The following is a 24409-nucleotide window of genomic DNA, read 5'->3' as shown; positions in this document are numbered from 1 at the left end:
TTAATGATCAATTAAATTTGTTATTCTGTAAAAGTAACCAAAAAAGACAAATTTAACCCTACTACGATTTGCATAAAAAGCAACAAAAGCTCCAATTTCACATCATTTAAAGCTAATTTACTATTCTTAAGAAAATCCTTTATAATAAATTTTAGAAAAACTAAAAATCCTCAACGGATTGATTAATTTCTATTCTATATTTGTTTATCCAATCCAAAAACCTAATCCTTTGAAAAAATTACTTTTTATATTGTTTTTTATAACTTCCTTTTTGCAAGCACAAGACAATAGTTTATTTTGGGAAATATCCGGAAATGGCCTAGCCAAAAATTCCTACTTATACGGCACAATGCACGTTAGTGAGAAAGTCTCTTTTCACTTATCCGATTTGTTTTTTAAAAATCTCTTAGCCTCAGATATTGTCGCAAATGAGAGCAATCCCGAAACCTGGAGTGACTTGAATGATTTAATGAAAAACAATTACGATAACACGTATTTAAATTACAAAAACAATAGCCAATACTCAGATTTTTACTTGTTCCCTACTGATAAAGAAACGATTAAAACAATATTTGTAAATGATAATAGTTTTTTTAGAAATATGCTTTCGGGTGTTGAGGGCGATCAAGCTGACTTTCAGGAAAACACGGTTTTGGACATGTTTATCTACCAAACAGGAAGAAAATATAAAAAAAGAATAACAGGCCTTGAAGACGCAAAAGAATCGATGCTTTCGTTACTTCAAATAATGGATGATGGCGCCAAACCGAAAGAGGAAAATCGTCTTCTTTTGATGAAAATCGTCAAAAACAGAAATCCAACCGAGGTCATGAAAGAATTTTACAGAGAAAAAGACATCGTGATGCTGGACTCCATTTATAAATTGATGTTTTCAAAACAAGCACATGATTTATTAATTGTCAACCGCAATAAAATAATGACCAAAAGCATTGATTCTATTGCAAAAACGGGTAGTTTATTCTCTGCCGTGGGCGCAGCGCACTTAGCGGGAAAAGAAGGTATAATAGAATTGCTGAGACAAAAAGGATACACTGTAAAACCTTTGATTGATGTATTTACAGAGAAAGGAAAAAACCAAAAAAAAGACATCGAGGCCTATTTTCCTTATCCTAATTTTGTCACTGCAAGCACCAGCGATGGAATGGTAACGCTTCCGTTGTACAAAAAAACCATTGAAGAAAATCAAAACGTAGGATCGCCTGATTTTACCAATGGCGGGGCGATCAATATCAAAAGAATTCCTCTCAATCAATTTCTAAAAAAAGATAATGAAGTTTATAAAGCGACATCGCTGGACAGCCTGTTTTTTGAAAAAATTGCAGGTGACATTATTCAGAAGAAATATTTTGAACAAGAGAATTTCTCGGGTTACGACATTAAAAACATCACAAAAACCGGCAACAATCAACGTTCGAGATTTTACATAACGCCTTTAGAAATTATCTCTATTTCGATGACGGGTCCGACAAATTATGTGCGTCAATATGAAAGCGAAGTTTTCGAAAACATTAAAATAAAATCATTTAAAACAAATTGGGAAAAAATTAAACCCAAAAAAGGTGGGTTCGAAATAGAATTGCCAGCTTTTAATTTTGTTTCCGGAAATACTCCCGAAAAACCGAATGATATTGAAATGCAAGCGTACGATCATCAGGAAAAAGGATACTATTTTCTAACCGAAAAAACGGTAAACGACACCAATATTCTAGAAAATTCAGAATACGAGCACAAGCAAATTCATTATCAGTTTTATCTGCAACATGATATTGATTCTACACAGACAAAGCTTGATAAAGACAAAAACTCGTATGCTTCTGCCTCAAAATTAGGCCAAAAAGAAATAAATCTTAAATCGTATATCGTAGGCAACAAATATTACCTGCTTGGCTCTATTAATGCTTCGGGCGCCAACTCGCAACGTTTTTTTAATTCATTTTCTGCAGCACCTTATCTGTATCAGTCAAAAACCAGAATACTTACTGATAGTCTGGCAGGTTTTAGTATTGAAATTCCCGAAAAACAAAATGAAAAACTTTTTTTAAACATTAAAAAAGACAAAATAACTTCTAAAAACACGTTTGAAGATTCCAGCAAGTTTTACTCTTTTGATTCTGAATCGAAAAAAACTGTGGATATGCAATATTATAAATACTCCAAGTACGAGAGCACCGTTAGCAATGATACTGTGTATGCCAGATTTAAAAAAACATTCCTAAATTTTAGAGACAATAGAGAAGAGGACTTTGATGATGAAGAGTTTAACGAAGACTATTCAGAAAACCAAGGCAACACTACTTCTCTATTGAACAGTGCTTTATATTCGAAAAAGGGATTTTCAAAATCGTCATGGAATAAAAATTTACAAGATAAAAATAATGATTATGAATTTGTAAAAGAGACCACTTCGTTTGATAAGGACAAAAACATCTATACTTATGACGCTTTAGTCTCCAGACCAAACACTTCTCAATCTGTAAAGTATAAAATGATTTATCATGACAACTCTTATTATTTATTGAGCAGCCTGGTAGAAAAAAACAATCCTGATAAAGATACTTTTATAGAAAAAACATATCAAACATTGCGTTTGAAAGAAACACAGAAAAAAGAGTTGACTGAAGATAAAGTATCTCTTTTTATCGAAGATGCTAAAAGTGAAAAAGACACTATTCGCTACTCTGCACTTAAATCTGTTGGGGCATTAAAAATAGAAAAAAAGGATTTAGATCAAGTAACCAACTTTCTGAATACTTTTAATTTTAAAGATAACGAAACAGATGCTATCTCGACCTTACTTGAAAAAGTAGGCAGTATTGAAGATCCAAAAGTGATTCCGTTTCTGGATCGCTTTTACAAAAACGAAAACACCAAAACAACCGTAAGAATTAGTATTCTAAAAGCACTTTCTAAGCAAAAATCTAAAAACGGTTACAAAAAAATAAACGAATTACTTGATTTTGATTTACCACTTCCGGACAATCAGTATGAGATAACCGGTCTTTTTTACACCTTTCAAAATGATGCAACAAACAGTAAAGATTTGTTTCCCGATATTTTTCAATATTACAGCATTACAGAATACAATAAGCCTATTTTAGATTTTACAAATGACTTATTAGAGAAAAACCTCATTCCGGCCAAGAAGCTAAATGCATTTAAGAAAATCATTTTGACCAACGCTAAATTAGAATACAAAAGGGTTTTAAGCTGGAACCAGAAAAAGAAAATAGATTCAGAAGATGGTGAAGATTCTATAGAAATGTATAACGATTATGAAGTGACAAATTCATTAGAAAACATCATCAATTATATTGATTTGCTTTCTAATTTTGGCAACAATGACAGTACCACAAAGGAGTTATTTGATAAAATTAAAAAATTAGATATCCTTGAACTTAATGTCGAATTAATGCGACTCGGAATCATACAAAATACCGTGTCACAGGAGGAAATCAAAGCCTCTTTAGACAATCCTAAAACAAGATTCCTTACGATCAATTTGTTACTGAATGCAGGAAAAAGAGAGTTAATTCTTTTTTCTGATGATGAAATCGCAGAATCGGCAGTACTTAATTTTATCAATCCTGCACAAAAAGATTCTATTCAGTTGCTGCACAAAAAAATCGTTGAAAATAACGGAAAACAAATTACCTATTACTTTTATCAAATATCAAAAAAAGACAAAGATTCTGAAATCACTAAAAAACAATTGTCCGCCATCGCTTTTATTAACCAAAACAACAGGATTAATCCGCTGGCTTATGCTGCATTATCACTAAAAGAAATGGTTGAGGACGAAAGCCTGGAAGACGAATATCAGTTAATTATCAATCAATCTCTCAACGACCATCATCCGAGAGCGAGCTTTGTAAAAGTAAAAAACAATAAAGAAAACAATATCGATTTTGGATTTTAAAACTCCAGTAAGATTAATTAACTTTAACACTTAAAAATAATTAACAGATTATATGTTCAAAACCAAGAAAGAAATTGTTTTTGTAGTCCTTGCTGGTATCTTTATAACCAATGCTGTAGTGGCAGAACTCATTGGAGGAAAATTAATTCAGGTTGGCCCTTTTGTCATGAGTATCGGTATCTTGCCTTGGCCGGTTGTATTTCTAACTACCGATTTGATCAATGAATATTTTGGAGAAAAAGGGGTTAGAAAACTTTCTTTTATAACAGCGTGCCTGATTGCCTATGCTTTTGTCATTTTAATCATGGCGATGATAGTGCCCGCCGCAAAAGGAATTAGCCCGGTAAATGACGAACAATTTCAAGCCGTGTTTGGCCAAAGTATGTGGATCATTGTTGGTAGTATCATTGCATTTATGGTCTCTCAATTGATTGACGTCAGCGTTTTTTGGTTCTTTAAAAACAAAACAGGCGACAAAAAAATATGGTTGAGAACAACTGGTTCTACTGTAATTTCGCAACTTTTTGATTCGTTTATTGTTCTCGGAATTGCATTTTGGCTTCCGGGAAAAATAAATTTCGACACCTTTATATCCTCTGCATTGACAGGCTATGTTTTTAAACTTTCGGTGGCCGTTTTACTAACTCCGTTAATTTATGTCGGACACCATCTCATTAAAAAATATTTAGATGAAAACAATTCGGATAAAGATTAAATTTGACGATAAATAAATAACCTGCAAAACCTCAAACCTAAACCATTTGAGGTTTTTTTATGTATTATTTTTTATAATTTTCATTTTTTTATTAATAAAAAACTTATATTTTTGTAATTTTAAACCAAAAATTTATAATTATGAAAAAAGTATTATTAGCAATTTTATTATTAGTTGTAACAAGTGTAGCATATATAAGCTGTACTAAAGAACAATCGGAGGAACAACAATCTATCACAGGAAGAGATGTAATTCCTTTAGCAGATTATGGTTTTTATCACAATGAAGCATTAGCATTATATTACAAAAATCAAAATGGAGTAAATCAGAAAACAACTAATATAATAATTGATGAAATGACTGCTGATCTTACAGCAAAATATCCCGAAAAATTTAAAAACGTTGATGTTAGCGATATAAAAGAGGCTTTTAAAGATATTGATCCTAGAAATTTTGATATCGCTTTATTTTGGAATTCAAAAAAAGAAGAATTATACAGATCAAATAAATTATCAAGAAAATTGGGTAGTTTTGTTGATGCAATATTGAAAAAAGATATGGAATATGATCAGTATGTGGTAGAAATTGAAAATTTTAAAAAAAGTAATTCATTAAATTTAGAAGAACAAAACAAACTAGTTGTTTTCGAAAGTGTTTTAAAAAGTTCTAACGAATATTGGAGTTCTACACATAATTCAACAAACAAATCTAACAGTAAGCCAGGTAGTAAAGTAATAGTCGCTGACACTTTGGGAGCACTTATTTTTGCATATAGCGGACCTGGAGCAATAATTGCAGGTGGTATTTCGTCACTATTTGTTAATGAAGCTTTACCTCCTTATGAAGTCGCACCATTAGAACCAGAAAATCCAGAAATCCTCACACCAACAATAGAATAATATAAAAATGAGAAGAGACGAAATCCTTAAAATTCTCGAAGAGAATAATTATAAATATAATTTAAAGAATGACGTAATAATTGTTAATCTTGAGTTTTGTCAAAATATAATAATTGATTTATCGAGTCCTCAAAAAACCGTAATAACTGATCAACTTGTAAACTGGAATTTTTTAACAGGTGCTATCAAAATGAGCCTTAAAAACGCAGTACTTTACAATTTTTTCTTACTTATCTTTTTTGGTTTTTTTTGCCAATATGCTGAATTTATAAATCAAAACTATACAAGTTTACTTTTGATTTTTATTGGTTGGGTTTTATTATTTACTATATTTTATTTAATTAAATTAGAAAGTTTCAAACTACAATTTATAGCAATGATGAAATAAATTCATTAAAACAAAAAACAACCTGCAAAACCTCAAACCTAAACCATTTGAGGTTTTTTTATATATTTGAAATAAAAAAATGGAACTCAACCGATGTGGCTGGTGCTCAGCAAGCGATTTATACAAAAAATACCACGACCACGAATGGGGGGTTCCTGTCTATGATGATGCCTCGCTATTTGAATTCCTCATCCTCGAAACCTTTCAGGCAGGCCTAAGCTGGATTACCATTTTAAATAAAAGAGAAAATTTTAGGGCTTCTTTTGATGCTTTCGATTACAAAAAAATAGCACAATATTCCGAAGAAAAAATAGAGACTTTATTACAAGACACCGGAATTATTCGCAACAAACTCAAAATAAGATCGGCTGTAACCAATGCTCAGGCTTTTATAAAAATACAGGAAGAGTTTGGCAGTTTCTCCAATTACATCTGGAAATTTACCAACGGAAAACCGATAGACAATAAACCAAAAACGCTAAAAGACGTTCCCGCCACCACCGCCCTTTCTGACGAAATTAGCAAAGATTTAAAAAAAAGAGGCTTCAAATTTGTGGGGTCAACCGTCATTTACGCGCACATGCAAGCAACGGGAATGGTCAACGATCATGTCGAAGATTGCTGGACAAGAACACTATAAACATTCGTGATTTTCAGTTTTCCAAATCCTAAAACTGGATTTTTTTTAACTTTCAAATATTTTTTACTTACATTTGCTTCACACTTTAGGGGTGTCTACAATTTGTAGGCTGAGATTTTACCCTCTGAACCTGATCTAGTTCATACTAGCGTAGGGAAAAGTAAGATGACTTCCGATCGCATTTTTGTGCGTAGTTGTAGCCATTCCTAAGGTAAAGATTTATAATCGTGAATCTTTAAATAAATTTAAAATTTATAAAGGAATGGAACTAAAAATCAACCACCAAATCAAACAATTCAGTGCCGAAACGCTCAGCGTGCAGTCATTGCTTGATCTCGAAATTCCCAGCAAACAAACCGGAATCGCTGTTGCCATCAACAATACCGTTGTTCCAAAAATCAATTGGAACCAGCATCTCGTACAAGAAACTGACGAAATACTCATTATTTCTGCCACGCAAGGAGGATAATTGGGCTGCTCGAGCGGGCTATCCGTTCCAAGTCCGCAGTCGGCAACCAAAAAAACAAAGAACAAAAAAGCTTCCGCTGGTCGCTTATTTGTTCTTTGTTTTTTTAAGGTTTTCTCCTTTACGGGCTTTCCACTTCTATCCCTAGCAGAAAAAAAAAATCAAATTACAATTATAAAAACATTCTGAATAAAACCTAGAAAAAACATACCGCTGTCTGCCTCTACAAAAAACCTGAAACTTGAAACAAAAAACTTTAAACCTCCCTTTATGACTAACGAAGAACAAATATCCCGAACGCCTTTTTCAAACTCAAAAAAAATTTACGTAAACGGCGAAATTCATCCTATAAAAGTCGCTATGCGTGAAGTAGTCTTAAGCGACACCAAACTCTCCAACGGTGGTATCGAAAAAAATCCTCCCGTTACTATTTACGATACTTCTGGGCCTTACACCGATCCAAAGATAACTATTGATATTAGAAAAGGGCTTCCTCGCCTACGCGAAGAATGGATTTTGAACAGAAACGATGTCGAAATTCTAAAAGAAATCAGCTCAGATTACGGGCAAACCCGCCTAAAAGATGAAAGCTTAAATCACCTTCGATTTGAATATTTACACCAACCCAAAAGAGCCCAAAAAGGAGCCAATGTAACACAATTGTATTACGCCAAAAAAGGTATCATAACTCCCGAAATGGAGTATATCGCTATTCGTGAAAATCAACGAATTGAGTTGTTAAACCAGCAAACTCCTACTATGCAATGCCAGCACGCAGGCCATAGCTTTGGAGCCAATACGCCAAAAAGCAAAATCACTCCCGAATTTGTGCGCAGCGAAGTTGCGTGCGGAAGAGCTATTATTCCAAACAATATCAACCATCCGGAAAGTGAACCCATGATTATTGGGCGCAATTTTTTAGTAAAAATAAATGCCAATATTGGCAATAGCGCTGTGACTTCCACCATCGAAGAAGAAGTAGAAAAAGCGGTTTGGGCCTGCCGATGGGGTGCCGACACAATTATGGATTTATCCACAGGAAAAAACATTCACGAAACCCGAGAATGGATTATCCGCAATTCCCCAGTACCCATTGGAACTGTACCCATTTACCAAGCCTTAGAAAAAGTAAAAGGAATTGCAGAAGATTTAACTTGGGAGATTTTTCGTGATACTTTAATCGAGCAAGCTGAACAGGGCGTCTCCTATTTTACTATTCATGCTGGCGTACTTTTACGCTACATTCATTTGACCGCCAATCGTGTTACCGGAATCGTTTCGCGCGGTGGTTCTATTATGGCAAAATGGTGTCTCTTTCATCATAAAGAGAACTTTTTATATACGCATTTTGAGGAAATCTGTGAAATCATGAAACAATATGACGTTGCCTTTTCATTGGGCGATGGGCTTCGTCCGGGTTCTATCGCAGATGCCAATGATGCAGCGCAATTTGCCGAATTAGAAACCTTGGGAGAATTGACAAAGATTGCCTGGAAACACGATGTTCAGGTATTTATAGAAGGCCCAGGTCACGTTCCGATGCACATGATAAAAGAAAATATGGACAAACAATTGGAGCATTGTCATGAAGCGCCTTTTTATACGTTAGGCCCTTTAACGACTGACATTGCACCGGGTTACGACCACATCACTTCGGCCATCGGAGCGGCTATGATTGGCTGGTACGGCTGTGCGATGCTGTGTTATGTAACACCTAAAGAACATCTGGGTTTGCCCAACAAAAAAGATGTAAAAGATGGCGTGATTACGTATAAAATAGCAGCACACGCAGCCGATTTAGCCAAAGGTCATCCTGGAGCACAATATCGTGACAATGCGCTAAGCAAAGCTCGTTTTGAATTCCGTTGGGAAGATCAGTTTAATTTATCGTTAGATCCCGATACAGCAAGAGAATTTCATGACGAAACCCTTCCTGCTGATGGCGCCAAAGTTGCTCACTTTTGTTCGATGTGTGGTCCTAAATTTTGCTCTATGAAAATATCACAGGAAATTAGAGATGTGGCTGCCGCCGAAAAAGGCATGAAAGAAAAATCAGAGGAGTTTATTGAGCAGGGTAAAGAAATCTATATTTAGTGAGATGTGGATTGTAAAATGTGAATTGTTTTGCATCACACATTTTACAATTCACAATATACATTCAAAAAAATGATCGTATTCTCTAATCCAGTAGCGTTGCAAAATGAAACAGAAATTATACATTCTCTTTTTGAGAATGGTTTGAATCTGTTTCATATTCGAAAACCCGGCTATTCTTTAGTAGAAATGAAGCAATTTATTGAGCAAATACATCCAGATTGGTGGGGAAAATTGGCGTTGCATCATCATCATGAATTAGCAGATGAGTTTGGAATCAATCGTATTCATTTTTCAGAAAGAGAGCGCAATAATGGTATTGGAAATAATTTTCAAAAAAAGATAATTTCGACATCAACACATGCTATCGAAGATTTTAATGCTTTGGATACTACTTTTGAATATGCTTTTTTAAGCCCTGTTTTTAAAAGTATTTCGAAAGAAAACTATCTACCTGAAATCGATCTTTTTGAAGCTCTGAAATTACGAACCAACTTTAAAACTAAAGTCATCGGTCTGGGCGGAATACAAGCTGATAACATTACCGAAACGCTTCAAAATGGTTTTGATGATATTGCGCTATTGGGAACTATCTGGAATAATGAAAACCTTTTAAAACAATTCAAATTATGTCAAAAAATCGTCCATTCGTACTCTCAATAGCAGGTCTTGATCCTTCGGGAGGCGCCGGTATTTTGGCTGATGTCAAAACATTTGAGCAACTTCAAGTGACCGGTTTTGCCATTTCGACCGCCAACACAATTCAGACCGAAAGTCGCTTTTATGAAATTCTATGGACTGACTTGGATTTTGTAATTCGTTCGATCGAAACTTTATTCGAAAACTATAAAATTGAAACTGTAAAAATTGGGATCATCCCTTCGTTGTCTTATCTCAACTCCATTGTTTCGACAATAAAACAGCTTTCGCCAAACACAAAAATCGTATGGGATACGGTCTTAAAATCCTCTACTGAATTTGATTTTATTTCGATTAAAAACCAAGAATTATTAGAAGCCATTTTATCCAAAATAGATTTGATAACACCAAATTATAACGAAATAAGACAACTTTTTCCTGACTTCCTTTCGGGTAATTTTGAGGCAAAAAAAGATAGTACTACCCCAATTTTATTAAAAGGAGGACACAATGCTGAAGAAGTTGGAACCGATTATTTGTATCTACAAAATGAAACCCATAAACTCCTGCCCTCTGCTACTATTTGTTACGAGAAACACGGTTCAGGCTGTGTACTTTCTTCCGCTATCACAGCCAATTTAGCACTCGGTCAATCTGTTGAAAAAGCTTGTAAAAATGCCAAAATTTATATCGAAAAATACCTGAATTCCTCCACAACTTTAATCGGATATCATTATGTACCCTAAACTGCAATACATCTCGCAAGGAAAAACAATCGAAGAACAATTGTATAATATTCATCAAGCACTGGACGCTGGCTGTGAATGGATACAAATGCGGTTTAAAAATCAAACCGAAAAAAACACTTTTGCTTTAGCAGAATCAGTAAAATTTTTGTGCGAAGAATATCTCGCCCACTTTATCATCAATGACGATGTTTATCTCGCCCAGCAGATCGCTGCCGATGGTGTTCATTTGGGTTTAACCGACATGAAAATTACAGAAGCACGAACTTTTTTAGGAACCACCAAAATTATCGGCGCCACAGCCAACACCTTTGAAGATATCGTTTTTCAGACACAAAATGGTTGCGATTATATCGGTTTAGGGCCTTTTCAATTTACAGAAACCAAGGAAAAACTGAGTCCAATTTTAGGAATTGAAGGTTATGCTTATATTTTTAATAAATTGAAAGCAGAAGATATCCAGATCCCTATTTATGCTATTGGAGGGATTACTTTAGAAAATATAGAAAGCCTCATTACTACAGGAGTTCATCGTGTTGCCGTTTCCGGGATGATTACAAAAAGCTCTCAAAAAGAAAAACTGATTCAACAACTTAACGAAAAATTATATGCAAACATCATTGTTTAATATTGGAGACAAAACCTTAACCTCTCGCCTATTTTTAGGAACAGGAAAATTTGGTTCGAATAAAGAAATGGAGCAATCTATTTTGGCCTCGGGAAGTGAGTTGGTAACGGTGGCCCTAAAACGAATCGATCTTGAAACCGAAACAGATGTTCTCTTATCACATTTGCAACATCCAAATATTCATTTATTGCCCAATACTTCTGGTGCAAGAAATGCTAAAGACGCTGTTTTTGCAGCACAATTAGCACGCGAGGCACTCGAAACCAACTGGGTAAAACTGGAGATTCATCCTGACCCAAAATATTTAATGCCTGACCCTATAGAAACCCTAAAAGCCACAGAAGAACTGGCCAAACTAGGTTTTTTTGTATTGCCTTATGTTCATGCAGATCCTGTTTTATGCAAACATTTAGAAAATGCAGGAACAACGGCCGTAATGCCATTAGGATCTCCTATTGGCAGTAACAAAGGTCTAAAAACATTAGATTTTTTAGAAATTATTATCGAACAAAGTAAAGTTCCTGTGATTGTAGATGCGGGAATTGGCGCTCCTTCTGATGCTGCAAAAGCAATGGAAATAGGTGCTGATGCCGTTTTGGTAAATACCGCCATTGCCATTGCCGGGAATCCAAAACTTATGGCAGAAGCGTTTAAAGAAGCGGTGATTGCTGGCAGAAAAGCATTTGAAGCTAAACTGGCAAATCAGCAAAATCACGCTATCGCTTCTAGTCCATTGACGGCATTTTTGTATGAATAAAACTTTTAAAATAGCATGTGACTTTTAAAAATACTAGCACGAAAATAAAAAAAATGAAAACATTCAAGTGGGTTTTTGATCAGTATAATTGGGATGCTGTTCAGAAAAAAATATACCAAACATCAGCGCAAGATGTTGAGCGATCTTTGGGCAAGACCAAAAGAAATCTAGACGATTTTTTAAACTTAATTTCTCCCGCTGCGCAATCGTATCTGGAGCAAATGGCTCAGGAATGTCACGAAATAACGAAAAAACGCTTCGGCAAAACGATTCAAATGTATGCACCGCTTTATTTGAGTAATGAATGTCAAAATATTTGCACCTATTGTGGTTTTAGTTTGGATAATAAAATCAAACGAAAAACACTTTCTGAAGCGGAAATCGAACTAGAACTGGCAGCTCTTAAAACAGCAGGTTTTGATCATATCTTGCTGGTCACTGGCGAGGCAAATTATACCGTGAATATTCAATATTTTTTGAAAGCTATCAGCCAAATTAAAAATACTTTTTCTCTAATTTCTGTAGAAGTACAGCCTCTTTCTACCGAAGAATATGAGCAATTGCATCAGGCTGGCGTATACTCAGTTTTGGTTTATCAGGAAACCTATCATCAGCAAGTTTACAAAAAATACCACACAAAAGGTAAAAAATCAAACTTCGATTTTCGCCTCGAAACACCCGACAGAATTGGAACTGCAGGAATTCATAAAATAGGTTTAGGGGTTTTATTAGGACTGGAAGATTGGCGTACCGATAGTTTCTTTAATGCTTTACATTTAGATTATTTGCAAAAAGAATATTGGCAAACCAAATATGCTGTTTCTTTCCCGAGATTGCGTCCTGCAGAAGGCATTATTGAGCCTAATTTTATTATGGATGATAAAGATTTAACGCAACTTATTTGTGCCTATCGCCTGTGGAATGAAGATTTAGAGATTTCGATTTCTACCCGAGAAAATGAAAAATTCAGAAATAATATTATTCCAATTGGAGTTACGAGCATGAGTGCTGGCTCTAAAACAAATCCGGGTGGCTATGCTGTAGACCCACAATCTTTGGAACAATTTGAAATTAGCGACGAGCGTTCAGCACAAGAAATTGCCAAAATCATTACTCAAAAAGGCTATGAACCAGTTTGGAAAGATTGGACCAAGAGTTTCTTCCAACAAATCTAACCTCTTACATTTCACAAAATATATTTTACCAAGATGAGTATTATTCAAGAATTTTTACGTTATAATCGACAAACCATACTGCCCGAAATTGGAGAGGAAGGCCAAGAAAAACTCAAAAAATCCAGTGTTTTGGTCATTGGTGCTGGCGGTTTAGGTTGCCCTATTTTGCAATACATTGCCACCGCAGGCGTTGGTTGTATAGGCATTATGGATTTTGACAGTATCGAAATTCATAATCTGCACAGGCAAATTTTATATAGTGAGAATGAAATTGGAGCGTTGAAAGCGACTGTCGCAAAAGCAAAAACTTCGGCGCTCAATCCGTTGATTGAAGTCGTAGCCATTCCTGAAAAATTAACGGCTCAAAATGCTGACCAAATTATGCAACAATACGATGTAATTGTTGATGGTTCTGATAATTTTGCTACACGTTATTTGGTTAACGATACTTGTGTAAAATTACAAAAGCCATTGGTGTATGGAAGTATTTTAAATTTTGAAGGTCAGGTAGCTGTTTTTAATCACCATGAAAGCAAAAATCTTCGGGATTTATTTCCGGAAATACCTGACTCAAAAGAAGTTCCGAATTGTAATTTGAATGGAGTTTTAGGAACTTTACCCGGAATTATTGGCAGCATGATGGCACATGAAACATTAAAATTAATTTTGGAATTACCAACTTTAAGGAACGAATTAGTGCTTTTTAATACTATGAATTGGAGTTTTAGAAAATTAAATTTTTAACAAAAAACAATACAGTTGATCTTTAAAATGCCTTCTTATTTTCTAAAATAGACATAAACTCCTCACGATCGATTTCGCGGCAGCCTAAACTCTCTAAATGAGGATTGTAAACCTGACAATCCAATAATTTGTAATTCTCTTTTTTTAAATGTTCAACCAAGGCAATAAAAGCTACTTTTGAAGCATTCGACACTTTAGAAAACATACTTTCACCGCAAAAAACAACTCCTAAATCTATGCCGTACAAACCTCCAACCAGAACGTCATCCTGCCAAACCTCAACCGATTTTGCAAGGCCTTGCGCATTCAATTGGCAATAGGCATCAATCATTTTGTTTGAAATCCAGGTTCCGTTTTGACCATCTCGTTTTATTTTCTGGCAGTTTGAAATAACAGCTGCAAAATTTTGATTAAAAGTCAGCTTAAACTGATTACTTTTTAGAATTTTTCGCATACTTTTTGACACGATTAATTCATCAAAAAATAATACCATTCGTGGATCTGGCGCCCACCAAAGAATGGGTTCTCCCTCATTAAACCAAGGAAAAATACCGTTTTTATAAGCCAATTCTAAACGTGCAGGAGACAAATCACCACCGACAGCAAGAATTCCGTCCTCATCGGCTTCTGAAACTGGTGGAAAAAACAACTCTTCAAATATATAATGCATCTTTTAAAAAAATAACCGTAGAAATTCCAATATTTGAAATTCCAAATTTTAAAATGTGTTTACTTAATTTTCAAAACAAAAAATTCCAAATCCCAAATGCACTTGTAATGATTTGGAATTTGGAATTTATTATTTGAGATTTAATCTTTTTTAGAAAGGTAAATCGTCTGGCTCATCTTCATTTAAATTCGTAGCAGGTGCAAAAGCTTCTGCTGCCGGCATTGGTGGCGTCTGAGCAGGACCTTCCGGTGCCAATCTTTCGATTCTCCACCCTTGAATACTATTAAAATACCTTGTTTCTCCCTGTGGATTTACCCACTCTCTTCCTCTTAAATTAATAGAAACTTTTACTGCTTCACCTTGTTTGTAGCTACTTAATAAATCACATTTATCCTGAGTAAATTCGATTAAGATATGTTGAGGATATTGCTCGTCTGTTGTAACAACCAACTCTCTTTTTTTGAATGCAGCGCTAACTTGTTGCTCTGGATTAACCACTTTTACTTTTCCTGTAACTTCCATCTTCTTCTTTATTTATTATTGTTTCTTTTCTTATTTTTTGGCTAAAAGCACTTTCCAAGCCGATGCAATATCGTCTTTATTGAGATATTTTTTTGCTTCTAAATGAATTTTTTCCTGATCATCTGAACTTAAAACTCCTTTTACAGAAAAATTTTCTTTCACAAATATACTAACTTCTTCTGTTGTAGGCAAGGCTTCAATATTTCCTAATTTTCCGAGATCATTACCATTAAAAACCGTACTTTCTTTGATAAAATTTGGAATCGCATCTACCCCAACACCCAAAGTAGTAAGTGGTTTTGGCACTTCAAAAAGCCCTTGATTAGACCTTGAGTACCAATTACTTCCTAATCTCGAAACCAAATCTATCTTGTGTTGATCAATAGCACCGTTTTCGTCTAAAATCGATTCATGAATATGAATTTTTACCACTTCGCATAAAATTAAATTTCCCGCTCCGCCTTCTGTTCCAAGCGGAATAATTTGCGTGACTTTGCACTCAAACTGTACTGGAGATTCCTTAACTCTGTATGGTTTTACCAAATCAGACGGAATTTGTGTAAGACCCGCTTTCAAAAACTCATTCACTCCATCACCATATTCAGTGCTTGCCAACGAGGTTTGTTGTACCAAATCATAATTGACCACATTTATCACAACTTCGCCAGTAGCCTCGGCATTGATTAAAGTATGTTTAATCGTATTGTCACGCACGCGACGCGATGGAGAAAAAACTAAAATTGGCGGATTGGCACTAAATACATTAAAGAAACTAAACGGTGACAAATTGGGAATCCCTTTTGCGCTTATAGTACTTGCAAAAGCAATAGGTCTAGGCCCAATAGCACTTTGTAGGTAACCTTGTAATTTTGCGGTCGGAATCTCTTTTGGATTAATGCTAATCATATTTTTGTTGGTTTTAACCGAATCTCATTTTGATAACTGCAAAAATAGATAAATCGTTTAAGTCAGAGAAATAGTTTTAGATTTAAAAGCAAAAAATGTTTAGAAGCCCATAAAATATTTGCTGTGTTTAATTCGTTATATTTATACCTCAAAATTAGTTTATGCAATTTTCTGAACCAAGAAATACCACCCGTTGGATCATTATTTTTATATCCTTTTCAATCATTTCTCTGATTCTCTGGAACACTTATATCTTTTTTCAAATTTTTAAAAATGAAGAACGTGTAAAAATGAAGCTTTTGGCAAATGCCCAAATTGCCTTAATTAACGCCGACGAAAATACCGATCTTGATCTGCCTCTCCAAATTTCGAGTAACAACACCTCTATTCCTGTCATTTTGACGATGTACGGAAAGATTTTAAGTACCCGAAATGTTCCTGAAGAAATTCTGAAAGATGAAAAAAAAACCATGTCGTTTTTGAAAAGTTTAAAAAACGAAAACACTCCAATTGTGATCGAATATGCACCTGGAAAATATCAGGAATTGTATTATGGAAACTCGGAGTTACTTAATAAATTAAAATATTATCCGATAGCCTTGCTGCTGATTATCTTTTTATTTATTGCTTTGATTTACAATTTTTATAAAAGCACCAAAATGGCTACTCAGAACAAACTTTGGGCTGGAATGGCAAAAGAAACAGCCCATCAAATTGGGACACCTTTATCCTCTCTTATCGGATGGGTAGAATTGTTAAAATCAGAAAACATAGATGAGTCAATCACTGTAGAAATAGAGAAAGACATTGAAAGACTGCAAACCATTACGGATCGTTTTTCTAAAATAGGATCTGTTCCTGTACTGGAATCACAGGATATTATTGCTGTGACTTTAAACACTTTTAATTATTTGCAATCTCGTTTTTCTAAGCAAGTTAATTTTTCTTATCACACGCCAAAAGAACCTGTTTTTGCCATGATAAACCCAATATTACACAGCTGGACGATAGAAAATTTGGTAAAAAATGCAATTGATGCCATGAAAGGAAAAGGAACACTTGATCTTCAAATTGAGCAAGACCACCATCATATAAAAATTAATGTAAAAGATTCGGGTACGGGAATTTCAAAAAAGCAATTCAAAACCATATTTGAACCTGGCTTTACCACCAAAAAACGTGGCTGGGGACTGGGTCTTTCTCTAACAAAACGAATCGTTGAAGAATATCATAACGGAAAAATAAAAGTACTGCATTCTGAGATTGGAAAAGGAACTACTTTTCAGATTCAGCTAAATAAAAAAGTGTAGTAAAATTACTTTCACTACACTTTTTATTTCTTATATTTTAATACGCTTTTTACAAATTTGCCTGAATATTTTTAGCTAAAATTTCAAATTCTTCTTTAGAAAGTGATACTTTATTTTGAAAACGCATCTCGTCCATTTCGTTCAACGGAATTAGATGTACGTGGGCATGTGGGACTTCAAGACCTACAACTGCCATACCTACACGTTTGCATGGAACTGTTTTCTCTAACGCTACTGCAATTTTTTTGGCAAACGCCATTAGACCTAAATATAAATCGTCTTCGATATCAAAAATTTTATCAATTTCTTGTTTAGGAATGCACAAGGTATGTCCTTTTGCATTTGGATTTACATCCAGAAAAGCAAGAAAATTATCATCCTCAGCTATTTTATAACTTGGAATCTCTCCGTTTACTATTTTGGTAAATATGCTGCTCATTGTTTATTTTTAAAAATCACTATAGTGAGATTGCTTCGTTGCTCGCAATGACTAATCGCGAGAGATTTCAAGAATTTCAAATTTCAAAATTCCATTAGGAACTGTTATTTCAGCTACTTCTCCAACAGATTTTCCCAGTAAACCTTTCCCAATAGGAGAAGTTACAGATATTTTTCCTGTTTTAAGATCCGCTTCACTTTCGGCAACCAAAGTATAAGTCATTTCCATTCCGTTGCTTTGATTCTTAATTTTTACATTAGAAAGCACCAACGCTTTAGAAACATCTAATTGCGATTCATCAATCAATCGTGCGTTCGAATACACCTCTTCCAGCTTCGAAATTCTCATTTCAAGCAATCCCTGTGCTTCTTTGGCTGCATCATATTCTGCATTTTCAGACAAATCACCTTTATCTCTTGCCTCTGCAATATCTTGAGAAGCCTTAGGACGCATCACACTTTTTAAGTGCTCCAATTCATCTTTTAATTTTTTTAACCCTTCTGCTGTATAATAAGATACTTTACTCATAACTTCATCGTTTATATAAATACAAAAAATCCCATCAGGACGGGATTTCTTATTACAAATATACTATTATTTTTAATAGTACATAATTATATGTTAATCATATAGTTTTCAAAACTAAATAATTTAATTTTGTTTCACTAATACACTATAAAATAATGAAAAAAACCTATCTTTTCCTACTGCTTGCTGTTACATTTTTTTCTTGTGGCGATGGCGAAAGGAGCAATAACAATCCCAATATACCCAATTATACCGTAAATTTTTCGGTAGACATGAATCTGCCTACTTATTCTAATTTAAAATTTGTAAGCAATGCTGTCATTGTACCTAATTACGGCGCAAAAGGTATTATAATTTTTAATACCGGAAGCGGTTACAATGCTTTTGATGCGGCTTGTCCAAACCAATCCTTGAATTCGTGTGTTGCCATGACAATAAACGGCATCAATGCAGTTTGTTCCTGCGATAAAGAAGAATACAGCCTTTTTACGGGTCTTGGCAAAAAAGAGTATCCACTAAAACAATATCGCGTTTCGGTAAACGGAACTTTGATCAATGTTTATAACTAAAAAAAAAGCCTGAAAAACAAAAACTTTCAGGCTTTTTTAATGAATTAAAATTTCAAGGTCAATCCCATTAAGAAATTGGTTCCTGCTTGCGGATAATAACCCGCCTCTTCGATCGTTGTAATCGCTGGAGGATTAGAGTAATCATCATCGTACGTATAGAAAAATCCGTTGCTTTCGTATTTTAGATCAAAAATATTATTGACTAAAGCCGATAGCAGTATTGATTTAAAAATGGTTTTGGGTTTAAATTCGTAAGAAACATTTAGATCATTTACAAAATAACTATCGAGTTTTGAAACATTAGAATCTATATTACCCATAAATTGTTCTCCAACGAATTTTGATAGTAACGACAATTGCATACTTTTAATTGGCATAAAAGTCAAACGATTTCCTGCAATAATTTCTGGCGAAAAAGCAATATTGGTCGCTCCTAAATTCTGCAAAACACCATCTCTAGTAAAATAAAAATCCTTGTTCTTGTTTTGACTTAACGTAACGTTAGGCTGTAAAAACCATTTTTCAGAAAGCTGAAGCGTGGCATCAATCTCAATTCCTAATCTATAACTGTCACCACTGTTGGCACGCAATGGCGAACCCACATCGTTTAATTCTCCGGTAAGAACCAACTGGTCTTTGTATGCCATGTAATAGAAATTGGTATTCAATTGTAGCTTTTCTGTAACGAGTCTCCAACCTAATTCAAAATCGTTTAGCTTTTCTGGTTTTACATTTCCGCCTTCATAATCGGTTCTGTTAGGCTCACGATTGGCTCTGGCATACGAAAAATAAAGTGTGTTTTTTTGATTCAATTCGTAATTCAACCCCGCTTTTGGATTGAAGAAATTAAAACTGTCATCAACAAGACCTGTTTCTACACTATTTGCTTTGTACTGTACATTTCTATATTGCAAATCACCATAAAAGCTTAATTTTTCTGTGAATTGATAATTCGCTTTGGCGAAAATATTACCATCGGTTTTCGTCGAAAAATCATCGTAATAATGATCTCCCAACTCCGATTGTGAAGCGTATCTTGCCCAGATTACTTTTCCAAAATGATCTCCTTCGTATTTGTTCCAACCTCCACCTAAAATAGCATCAAGTTTTTTGTTTTTATATTTTAATGAAAATGTGGTTCCATAAAAATTATTGTCCAACCACTTCTGACGCACCAAATCGGTGGTAGTGACCAAGCCTACTGGCTGCAAATTATAATCAGCCATATCGGCATCTTCTTTGTAATTTTCGTAAAATCCTTTTCCTTTGGTATAATGAAAGGCCAAAGTACTGCTCCAATTATCCGAAATCGATTCGCTCCAATGCAATTGATAATGATCTTGCTGGTAATTATCGGTTTCGTTATCATAGAAACGAATATTTCCAGCCTCATCTGTAAATTTTCCAGCAGAATTAAAAGTTCTGTTTTCTGCTAACGTTTTAGCATCAATTCCGTTCCAGGACTGATACGTTTTTTCGGTTCCTCCAAAAACTAATGCTTTTATCAAAGTCGTTTTTCCAACGTAAGTTCCTTGCAAAAAATACGATTTCAAATCAGAACTTGCTCTGTCAATGTAACCCTCTGATTTTAGGTTTGACAAGCGACCTGCCAACTCAAAATGATCATTTAGCAAACCTGAACTAAATTTCACAGTATGTTTTCGAGAATTAAAACTCCCAACAGAATTGGAGATTTCGCCATTGGCCTTCGTCGCATAATTATCGGTCAACATATTCAAACTAGCTCCAAAAGCACCCGAACCGTTGGTAGAAGTTCCAACTCCTCGTTGCAATTGCAAACTCTCTAAAGAAGAAGCAAAATCGGGCATATTTACCCAAAAAGTGCCCTGACTTTCGGCATCATTATACGGAATTCCGTTTATCGTAACATTGACCCTTGTAGCATCGCTACCACGCACTCGAATTCCGGTGTATCCAAAACCATTTCCGGCGTCAGAAGTAGTGACTACAGACGGCAGATAATTCATTAGAATTGGAATATCCTGACCTAAGTTTCTGGATTTGATGTCTTTTTTATCTAAATTACTGAAACTAACCGGCGTTTTGATCGTTACACGAACGGCAGAAACCAATACCTCATCCAGAGAATTAACTTTGGTTGAATCCTGCTCCTGAGCAAAAGAAAAAAGAGAACAAAAAATAGAAGAAAGAAGAAAGAGAATAGATTTAAGATTTACAACCTTAGAACCTTTGTAACTTTGTGCCTTAGCACGTAAAAAAAAAGTTTTCATCCGTAAAAAATTACGAATAAAAGGGGGAATTATTCTTTTGTTAAATTAATAAATGTGTTTCACGACATAGTAAGTTTCTACACTATAATTTGTCGTTTTTTCCCTTAGCAACATTACTCGCTCAGGTTCTTTGGGTATGATCTCAGCTCGTTATTTAGAGCACCCCTTTGAGACGATGCAAATGTAGTGTTAAAAAACAAATTCCAAAAATTAAATTCCAAATTCCAAAAAAAACTAACTTCATGTAGGTTTCAATTGGAATTTAATCTAAGTTCGGTTTTCGGCGTGATTGTTTAATATCCGAATTGTTTTTTTTGTCTTTGATACGCTTTCTAATCGCGGCTTTAGGAACCTTAGTTGCTTTTCTGACTTTAGGTACAAACAATCCTTTTTTAATGATATCCAGAAAACGTTTTACGACAATCTCTTTATTTTTAAGCTGACTCCTGTCTTCGTCACAATTTAAAATTAGAATGTTTTCCGTTGTCAAACGTGGTGCTATATTGATTAAAAGAAGTGCTTTTTCCAGGTCAGTTAGTGCTTGCGAAGCATTCACATCAAAAGTCAAAACTACTTTTGAGGAAACTTTGTTTACATTCTGTCCTCCGGCCCCACTGCTTCTAACGGCTTTAAAACTCAATTCTGATATAATTTTCTCGATATCCATTAGTGAGGTTGATGAGCAGGTTTTAATAAATCGTTTACTGTTTTTACGGGATTAAAAGTCATCAGCGGAACCGCCGCAAAAACCGTCAGCCAATTGGCCATTGCGCCATTCCACAGTCCTGGTAATTCATAACTTTTTACTGTTCTGCCTTCAACACTTTTTTCAACAATAAAACCAGTTGTATGATCTACAAACTGAGTCAAATCAAACTTTTGTTTTTTATAGTTTTTGATTCCACAAACCAAATCAACTGGATTAAAATGTGTCGCTGAGACTAAAATCGACTGTTGTCTCTTGTTTGCTAAATCTACTTGTGAAGTCTCTACGATTTGTAGCGACATTTTACCTTCTTCATTTTGAACCCAAAACGGTCCGCCTCCCGGTTCTCCCTCATTTTTTACCATTCCGCAAACACGAATGGGTCTGTCCAAAATCTCTTTGATTACATTAATTTTATTCTCAAAAGTAAATTTATAAAAATAAGTCGTTATTTCGATATTCAGTTTTTCTTTCAAAAATAAAAGAATATCCGCTATATCATTTTCGGTTATTTTATTGTTTTCGATACGGTGCAAATAACTAAAAATCTGTTGCTGCAACTCAAGCAAAATTCCTGCTAAAGCTTTTTTATACAAGGCTATCACTTCTACATCTCCCTGTATAACGTTGTCTATATTTTTAACAAAAATAACATCTGCATCAAGTTTATTCAGGTTTTCAATAAGAGCTCCATGGCCACCTGGTCTAAAAATTAATGCCCCATTTTTATTGCGGACAAAATTATTCTCTTTGTCTACTGTAACAGAATCTGTGCCTCTATTTTGGTACGAATAACTGATCTCCATTTTGATTTTTGATGCGGCTTCAATTTCGCTCTTTACAGCGGCAATCGCTTCTTCAAACTGATTTTGATGTGCTTCTGAAACTGTAAAGTGTAAATTCGAAACTTGATTAGCACTTGCATAATAAACACACTCGTTTAAATGTTCCTCAATTGGATTTGCAAGATGATCATCATACAAATGAAATGGCAATACTGCTTTTGGTTTATTGGCAAAATCAAAATAATCAGAAGACAACAATATTTTTATAAAATAATAATTTTTAGTATCTCTTTTGAGAGTTTCAAAATCAGGATAAATCTCATGAAGCTTTTTGTTTACTGCATCAAAAAAAGGAAATTTCTCCATTGCTACAATAAAAATGGGCAATTCGGTGTCTTTTTTTCTATTAATGTAAGCATTAATCGTTTCTTTCTTGCTGTTAAAATCCTCCAAAAAAACACTTAAAAACTTAAACATCCTGCTCGCAGCGCCAGAAGCAGGAACAAATTTTTGAAGTTTCAAATTCTTCTTTTTATCATCAAAAAAGGTAGCTTTTTCTTGAAACTCAACTTCAGACAAACTCAAAATTCCGTTACCTATAGTAGCCGGACTTATTAATTTGCTTTTAGCGATTCCTTTTTGAAATATTTTTAATTGTTTTTGTATCGAATCTAAAGAAATTCCATGCTCATAAATTTGAACAAAATCGGCAGATGAAAGTTCAAGTTTTTTTGCTTTAACCAAACCTTCTACACAATGAATTGCTTTTTCTAACCGTGTTTCTTTATTGCCTGAAATTGTAATAAAAGGAATGTTTTTATCTATCAAGGTTTGCTTGAAAATCGAAAAAAAAGTATCTCTTTTTACAGGATCATCTCTCAAATCATCCTTTTCCCAAGGCACATCAATATCTGTCAAAAAATACAAATCATATTCGTGTTCGACAGCGGCTTCGTTGAGTAAAGGATCACAAAAATCATAATAAATCTCTGAAAAAACTTTAGTAAGCATCAAATTGGTATCACAAAACAAAAAGTCTTTTGCCGTTGCTAACTTTTCATTTTCTAATGCTACTTGCCCGTATGCGATAGGCATCAAATCCTCAAGAACACAGGTTTGCTTACTCTCTTCCCACTTTTTTTGCAAATAATCACGCGCAAACTCAGGAACCCACTGCGTTTTATAGTGTGCAGCAAGCTGTTTTGCCAATGTCGTTTTCCCTGTACTTTCAGGGCCAAATAAAGCAATTTTTAGGATATTTGTTTTTTGCTGTCTAAGGTTTTTTTCCATTCTAAATAGCCAAAAATGGCAATAATTGTAAATACTAAGTACTGAAAACTGGTAAAAGTAACTCCTTTAGCAAAATATAAAGGAATCGAAATTATATCTCCTATAATCCATAATATCCAATTCTCGATTTTTCTTTTGGCCATAAGCCACATTCCTACGAAAAAAATACCCGTAAGGAATGTATCAACATACGAATACCAATTGGTAAACTTATTAAAAAAATGATAGATCAGAGCCACAAATATAAAAGTTGCACTAAAAATACCTATCCCAATAATCAATTCCTTTTTAGTCGCCCTGGAAATAGGAAACGCCACAACATCGCCTTTTTTTCTTGTCCAGTGATAGAGACCGTAAATACTCATTACAAAATAATATCCGTTGATCATCATATCGCCCCACAAAGTCCATTTCCAGAGCAAATACACATAAATCAATGTGCTAACTATACCAGTTGGAAATACCAGAATATTATCTTTTTTGGCATACCAGACACTCAGCAAACCAAAGATTACAGCCACAATTTCCAGCACTATATCAAATGTGGGATACTCTCTATATTGGGCAAAAAAATATTCAAACATTTATACTTTTTTAAGTTCTT

24 protein-coding genes and 1 riboswitch are annotated in these 24409 nt (G+C 34.5%); of the genes, 15 read left to right on the top strand and 9 right to left on the bottom strand.

The features are described from left to right. Positions 1–229: 229 nt before the first annotated feature. The 13 genes from J3495_RS00280 (at position 230) to J3495_RS00220 (ending at position 13828) form a co-directional block, all read left to right on the top strand. Positions 230–3937, top strand: coding sequence for a TraB/GumN family protein (locus J3495_RS00280; RefSeq protein WP_210664564.1), 3708 nt, complete (start codon positions 230–232; stop codon positions 3935–3937). Between the two features lie 52 nt (positions 3938–3989). Next, positions 3990–4652, top strand: a complete 663-nt coding sequence (locus tag J3495_RS00275) for a queuosine precursor transporter (RefSeq protein WP_210664563.1) — start codon at positions 3990–3992, stop codon at positions 4650–4652. Between the two features lie 140 nt (positions 4653–4792). Next, positions 4793–5551, top strand: a complete 759-nt coding sequence (locus tag J3495_RS00270) for a hypothetical protein (protein ID WP_210664562.1) — start codon at positions 4793–4795, stop codon at positions 5549–5551. A gap of 7 nt (positions 5552–5558) precedes the next feature. Then, positions 5559–5939, top strand: coding sequence for a hypothetical protein (locus J3495_RS00265; protein ID WP_210664561.1), 381 nt, complete (start codon positions 5559–5561; stop codon positions 5937–5939). Positions 5940–6018: 79 nt separating this feature from the next. Continuing rightward, on the top strand, positions 6019–6579 hold the full coding sequence (locus J3495_RS00260; RefSeq protein ID WP_210664560.1) for a DNA-3-methyladenine glycosylase I: 561 nt from the start codon (positions 6019–6021) through the stop codon (positions 6577–6579). Between the two features lie 77 nt (positions 6580–6656). After that, positions 6657–6753: riboswitch (TPP riboswitch) on the top strand. Positions 6754–6841: 88 nt separating this feature from the next. Beyond that, positions 6842–7048 carry a sulfur carrier protein ThiS gene (thiS, locus tag J3495_RS00255; protein ID WP_210664559.1) on the top strand — a complete coding sequence of 69 codons (207 nt, stop codon included), beginning with the start codon at positions 6842–6844 and terminating at the stop codon, positions 7046–7048. A 267-nt stretch (positions 7049–7315) separates the two neighbouring features. After that, on the top strand, positions 7316–9139 hold the full coding sequence (thiC, locus tag J3495_RS00250; protein WP_210664558.1) for a phosphomethylpyrimidine synthase ThiC: 1824 nt from the start codon (positions 7316–7318) through the stop codon (positions 9137–9139). A 72-nt stretch (positions 9140–9211) separates the two neighbouring features. Next, on the top strand, positions 9212–9802 hold the full coding sequence (locus tag J3495_RS00245) for a thiamine phosphate synthase (RefSeq protein ID WP_210664557.1): 591 nt from the start codon (positions 9212–9214) through the stop codon (positions 9800–9802). Further along, a complete protein-coding gene (locus J3495_RS00240) occupies positions 9769–10524 on the top strand; it encodes a hydroxymethylpyrimidine/phosphomethylpyrimidine kinase (RefSeq protein ID WP_210664556.1) in 756 nt (251 codons plus the stop codon). The genes J3495_RS00245 and J3495_RS00240 overlap by 34 nt, the downstream gene beginning before the upstream one ends. Then, the gene (locus J3495_RS00235) at positions 10514–11152 is read left to right on the top strand and encodes a thiamine phosphate synthase (RefSeq protein ID WP_210664555.1); all 639 of its coding nucleotides are present in this window, start codon (positions 10514–10516) and stop codon (positions 11150–11152) included. Before J3495_RS00240 ends, J3495_RS00235 begins: the two co-directional genes overlap by 11 nt. Next, positions 11133–11909, top strand: a complete 777-nt coding sequence (locus J3495_RS00230; RefSeq protein ID WP_317192623.1) for a thiazole synthase — start codon at positions 11133–11135, stop codon at positions 11907–11909. Before J3495_RS00235 ends, J3495_RS00230 begins: the two co-directional genes overlap by 20 nt. A gap of 53 nt (positions 11910–11962) precedes the next feature. After that, on the top strand, positions 11963–13084 hold the full coding sequence (thiH, locus tag J3495_RS00225; protein ID WP_210664554.1) for a 2-iminoacetate synthase ThiH: 1122 nt from the start codon (positions 11963–11965) through the stop codon (positions 13082–13084). 33 nt (positions 13085–13117) lie between these two features. Next, positions 13118–13828, top strand: coding sequence for a HesA/MoeB/ThiF family protein (locus tag J3495_RS00220; RefSeq protein ID WP_210664553.1), 711 nt, complete (start codon positions 13118–13120; stop codon positions 13826–13828). Between the two features lie 22 nt (positions 13829–13850). Here the strand turns inward: J3495_RS00220 and aat are convergent, their stop codons facing one another. The 3 genes from aat to J3495_RS00205 all read right to left on the bottom strand — a co-directional run bounded on the left by aat (position 13851) and on the right by J3495_RS00205 (position 15926). Further along, positions 13851–14498, bottom strand: coding sequence for a leucyl/phenylalanyl-tRNA--protein transferase (gene aat / locus J3495_RS00215; RefSeq protein ID WP_210664552.1), 648 nt, complete (start codon positions 14496–14498; stop codon positions 13851–13853). Positions 14499–14648: 150 nt separating this feature from the next. Next, positions 14649–15020: a DUF3127 domain-containing protein gene (locus tag J3495_RS00210; protein ID WP_160375588.1), complete on the bottom strand. Its 372-nt coding sequence runs from the start codon at positions 15018–15020 to the stop codon at positions 14649–14651. Between the two features lie 30 nt (positions 15021–15050). Continuing rightward, positions 15051–15926 carry a flavin reductase family protein gene (locus J3495_RS00205; protein ID WP_210664551.1) on the bottom strand — a complete coding sequence of 292 codons (876 nt, stop codon included), beginning with the start codon at positions 15924–15926 and terminating at the stop codon, positions 15051–15053. 161 nt (positions 15927–16087) lie between these two features. Between J3495_RS00205 and J3495_RS00200 the strand changes: the two genes are divergently transcribed. Beyond that, positions 16088–17236: a sensor histidine kinase gene (locus J3495_RS00200; protein WP_210664550.1), complete on the top strand. Its 1149-nt coding sequence runs from the start codon at positions 16088–16090 to the stop codon at positions 17234–17236. Positions 17237–17285: 49 nt separating this feature from the next. Here J3495_RS00200 and J3495_RS00195 read toward each other — a convergent pair whose 3' ends face one another. Both J3495_RS00195 and greA read right to left on the bottom strand, forming a co-directional pair. Then, positions 17286–17675, bottom strand: a complete 390-nt coding sequence (locus tag J3495_RS00195) for an HIT family protein (RefSeq protein WP_210664549.1) — start codon at positions 17673–17675, stop codon at positions 17286–17288. A 51-nt stretch (positions 17676–17726) separates the two neighbouring features. Then, on the bottom strand, positions 17727–18203 hold the full coding sequence (gene greA, locus J3495_RS00190) for a transcription elongation factor GreA (protein WP_210664548.1): 477 nt from the start codon (positions 18201–18203) through the stop codon (positions 17727–17729). A gap of 155 nt (positions 18204–18358) precedes the next feature. Between greA and J3495_RS00185 the strand changes: the two genes are divergently transcribed. Further along, the gene (locus J3495_RS00185) at positions 18359–18772 is read left to right on the top strand and encodes a Rieske (2Fe-2S) protein (RefSeq protein ID WP_210664547.1); all 414 of its coding nucleotides are present in this window, start codon (positions 18359–18361) and stop codon (positions 18770–18772) included. 44 nt (positions 18773–18816) lie between these two features. Here the strand turns inward: J3495_RS00185 and J3495_RS00180 are convergent, their stop codons facing one another. The 4 genes from J3495_RS00180 to pnuC all read right to left on the bottom strand — a co-directional run bounded on the left by J3495_RS00180 (position 18817) and on the right by pnuC (position 24389). Beyond that, a complete protein-coding gene (locus tag J3495_RS00180; RefSeq protein WP_210664546.1) occupies positions 18817–21024 on the bottom strand; it encodes a TonB-dependent receptor in 2208 nt (735 codons plus the stop codon). A gap of 262 nt (positions 21025–21286) precedes the next feature. Then, positions 21287–21691: an alternative ribosome rescue aminoacyl-tRNA hydrolase ArfB gene (arfB, locus tag J3495_RS00175; RefSeq protein WP_210664545.1), complete on the bottom strand. Its 405-nt coding sequence runs from the start codon at positions 21689–21691 to the stop codon at positions 21287–21289. Continuing rightward, on the bottom strand, positions 21691–23805 hold the full coding sequence (locus tag J3495_RS00170; RefSeq protein ID WP_210664544.1) for a DUF4301 family protein: 2115 nt from the start codon (positions 23803–23805) through the stop codon (positions 21691–21693). Before J3495_RS00170 ends, arfB begins: the two co-directional genes overlap by 1 nt. Beyond that, on the bottom strand, positions 23766–24389 hold the full coding sequence (pnuC, locus tag J3495_RS00165; protein ID WP_210664543.1) for a nicotinamide riboside transporter PnuC: 624 nt from the start codon (positions 24387–24389) through the stop codon (positions 23766–23768). The genes J3495_RS00170 and pnuC overlap by 40 nt, the downstream gene beginning before the upstream one ends. Positions 24390–24409 lie beyond the last annotated feature (20 nt).

It is taken from the genome of Flavobacterium geliluteum (genome assembly GCF_017948595.1).
Taxonomy (GTDB): domain Bacteria; phylum Bacteroidota; class Bacteroidia; order Flavobacteriales; family Flavobacteriaceae; genus Flavobacterium; species Flavobacterium flavipigmentatum.
The sequence above is the reverse complement of the archived record's forward strand: the minus strand, read 5'-3'. Positions and strand labels throughout refer to the sequence as shown.

What these genes read in the sequence shown, in the direction of transcription:
- J3495_RS00275 (WP_210664563.1), top strand. Translation starts at nt 3,990, where the DNA reads ATGTTCAAAACCAAGAAAGAAATTGTTTTTGTAGTCCTTGCTGGTATC.
- J3495_RS00230 (WP_317192623.1), top strand. Translation starts at nt 11,133, where the DNA reads ATGCAAACATCATTGTTTAATATTGGAGACAAAACCTTAACCTCTCGC.
- arfB (WP_210664545.1), bottom strand. Translation starts at nt 21,691, where the DNA reads ATGGATATCGAGAAAATTATATCAGAATTGAGTTTTAAAGCCGTTAGA.
- J3495_RS00220 (WP_210664553.1), top strand. Translation starts at nt 13,118, where the DNA reads ATGAGTATTATTCAAGAATTTTTACGTTATAATCGACAAACCATACTG.
- thiS (WP_210664559.1), top strand. Translation starts at nt 6,842, where the DNA reads ATGGAACTAAAAATCAACCACCAAATCAAACAATTCAGTGCCGAAACG.
- aat (WP_210664552.1), bottom strand. Translation starts at nt 14,498, where the DNA reads ATGCATTATATATTTGAAGAGTTGTTTTTTCCACCAGTTTCAGAAGCC.
- thiC (WP_210664558.1), top strand. Translation starts at nt 7,316, where the DNA reads ATGACTAACGAAGAACAAATATCCCGAACGCCTTTTTCAAACTCAAAA.
- J3495_RS00235 (WP_210664555.1), top strand. Translation starts at nt 10,514, where the DNA reads ATGTACCCTAAACTGCAATACATCTCGCAAGGAAAAACAATCGAAGAA.
- J3495_RS00210 (WP_160375588.1), bottom strand. Translation starts at nt 15,020, where the DNA reads ATGGAAGTTACAGGAAAAGTAAAAGTGGTTAATCCAGAGCAACAAGTT.
- J3495_RS00265 (WP_210664561.1), top strand. Translation starts at nt 5,559, where the DNA reads ATGAGAAGAGACGAAATCCTTAAAATTCTCGAAGAGAATAATTATAAA.
- greA (WP_210664548.1), bottom strand. Translation starts at nt 18,203, where the DNA reads ATGAGTAAAGTATCTTATTATACAGCAGAAGGGTTAAAAAAATTAAAA.
- J3495_RS00260 (WP_210664560.1), top strand. Translation starts at nt 6,019, where the DNA reads ATGGAACTCAACCGATGTGGCTGGTGCTCAGCAAGCGATTTATACAAA.
- pnuC (WP_210664543.1), bottom strand. Translation starts at nt 24,389, where the DNA reads ATGTTTGAATATTTTTTTGCCCAATATAGAGAGTATCCCACATTTGAT.
- thiH (WP_210664554.1), top strand. Translation starts at nt 11,963, where the DNA reads ATGAAAACATTCAAGTGGGTTTTTGATCAGTATAATTGGGATGCTGTT.
- J3495_RS00195 (WP_210664549.1), bottom strand. Translation starts at nt 17,675, where the DNA reads ATGAGCAGCATATTTACCAAAATAGTAAACGGAGAGATTCCAAGTTAT.
- J3495_RS00245 (WP_210664557.1), top strand. Translation starts at nt 9,212, where the DNA reads ATGATCGTATTCTCTAATCCAGTAGCGTTGCAAAATGAAACAGAAATT.
- J3495_RS00240 (WP_210664556.1), top strand. Translation starts at nt 9,769, where the DNA reads ATGTCAAAAAATCGTCCATTCGTACTCTCAATAGCAGGTCTTGATCCT.
- J3495_RS00185 (WP_210664547.1), top strand. Translation starts at nt 18,359, where the DNA reads ATGAAAAAAACCTATCTTTTCCTACTGCTTGCTGTTACATTTTTTTCT.
- J3495_RS00205 (WP_210664551.1), bottom strand. Translation starts at nt 15,926, where the DNA reads ATGATTAGCATTAATCCAAAAGAGATTCCGACCGCAAAATTACAAGGT.
- J3495_RS00270 (WP_210664562.1), top strand. Translation starts at nt 4,793, where the DNA reads ATGAAAAAAGTATTATTAGCAATTTTATTATTAGTTGTAACAAGTGTA.
- J3495_RS00200 (WP_210664550.1), top strand. Translation starts at nt 16,088, where the DNA reads ATGCAATTTTCTGAACCAAGAAATACCACCCGTTGGATCATTATTTTT.
- J3495_RS00180 (WP_210664546.1), bottom strand. Translation starts at nt 21,024, where the DNA reads ATGAAAACTTTTTTTTTACGTGCTAAGGCACAAAGTTACAAAGGTTCT.
- J3495_RS00170 (WP_210664544.1), bottom strand. Translation starts at nt 23,805, where the DNA reads ATGGAAAAAAACCTTAGACAGCAAAAAACAAATATCCTAAAAATTGCT.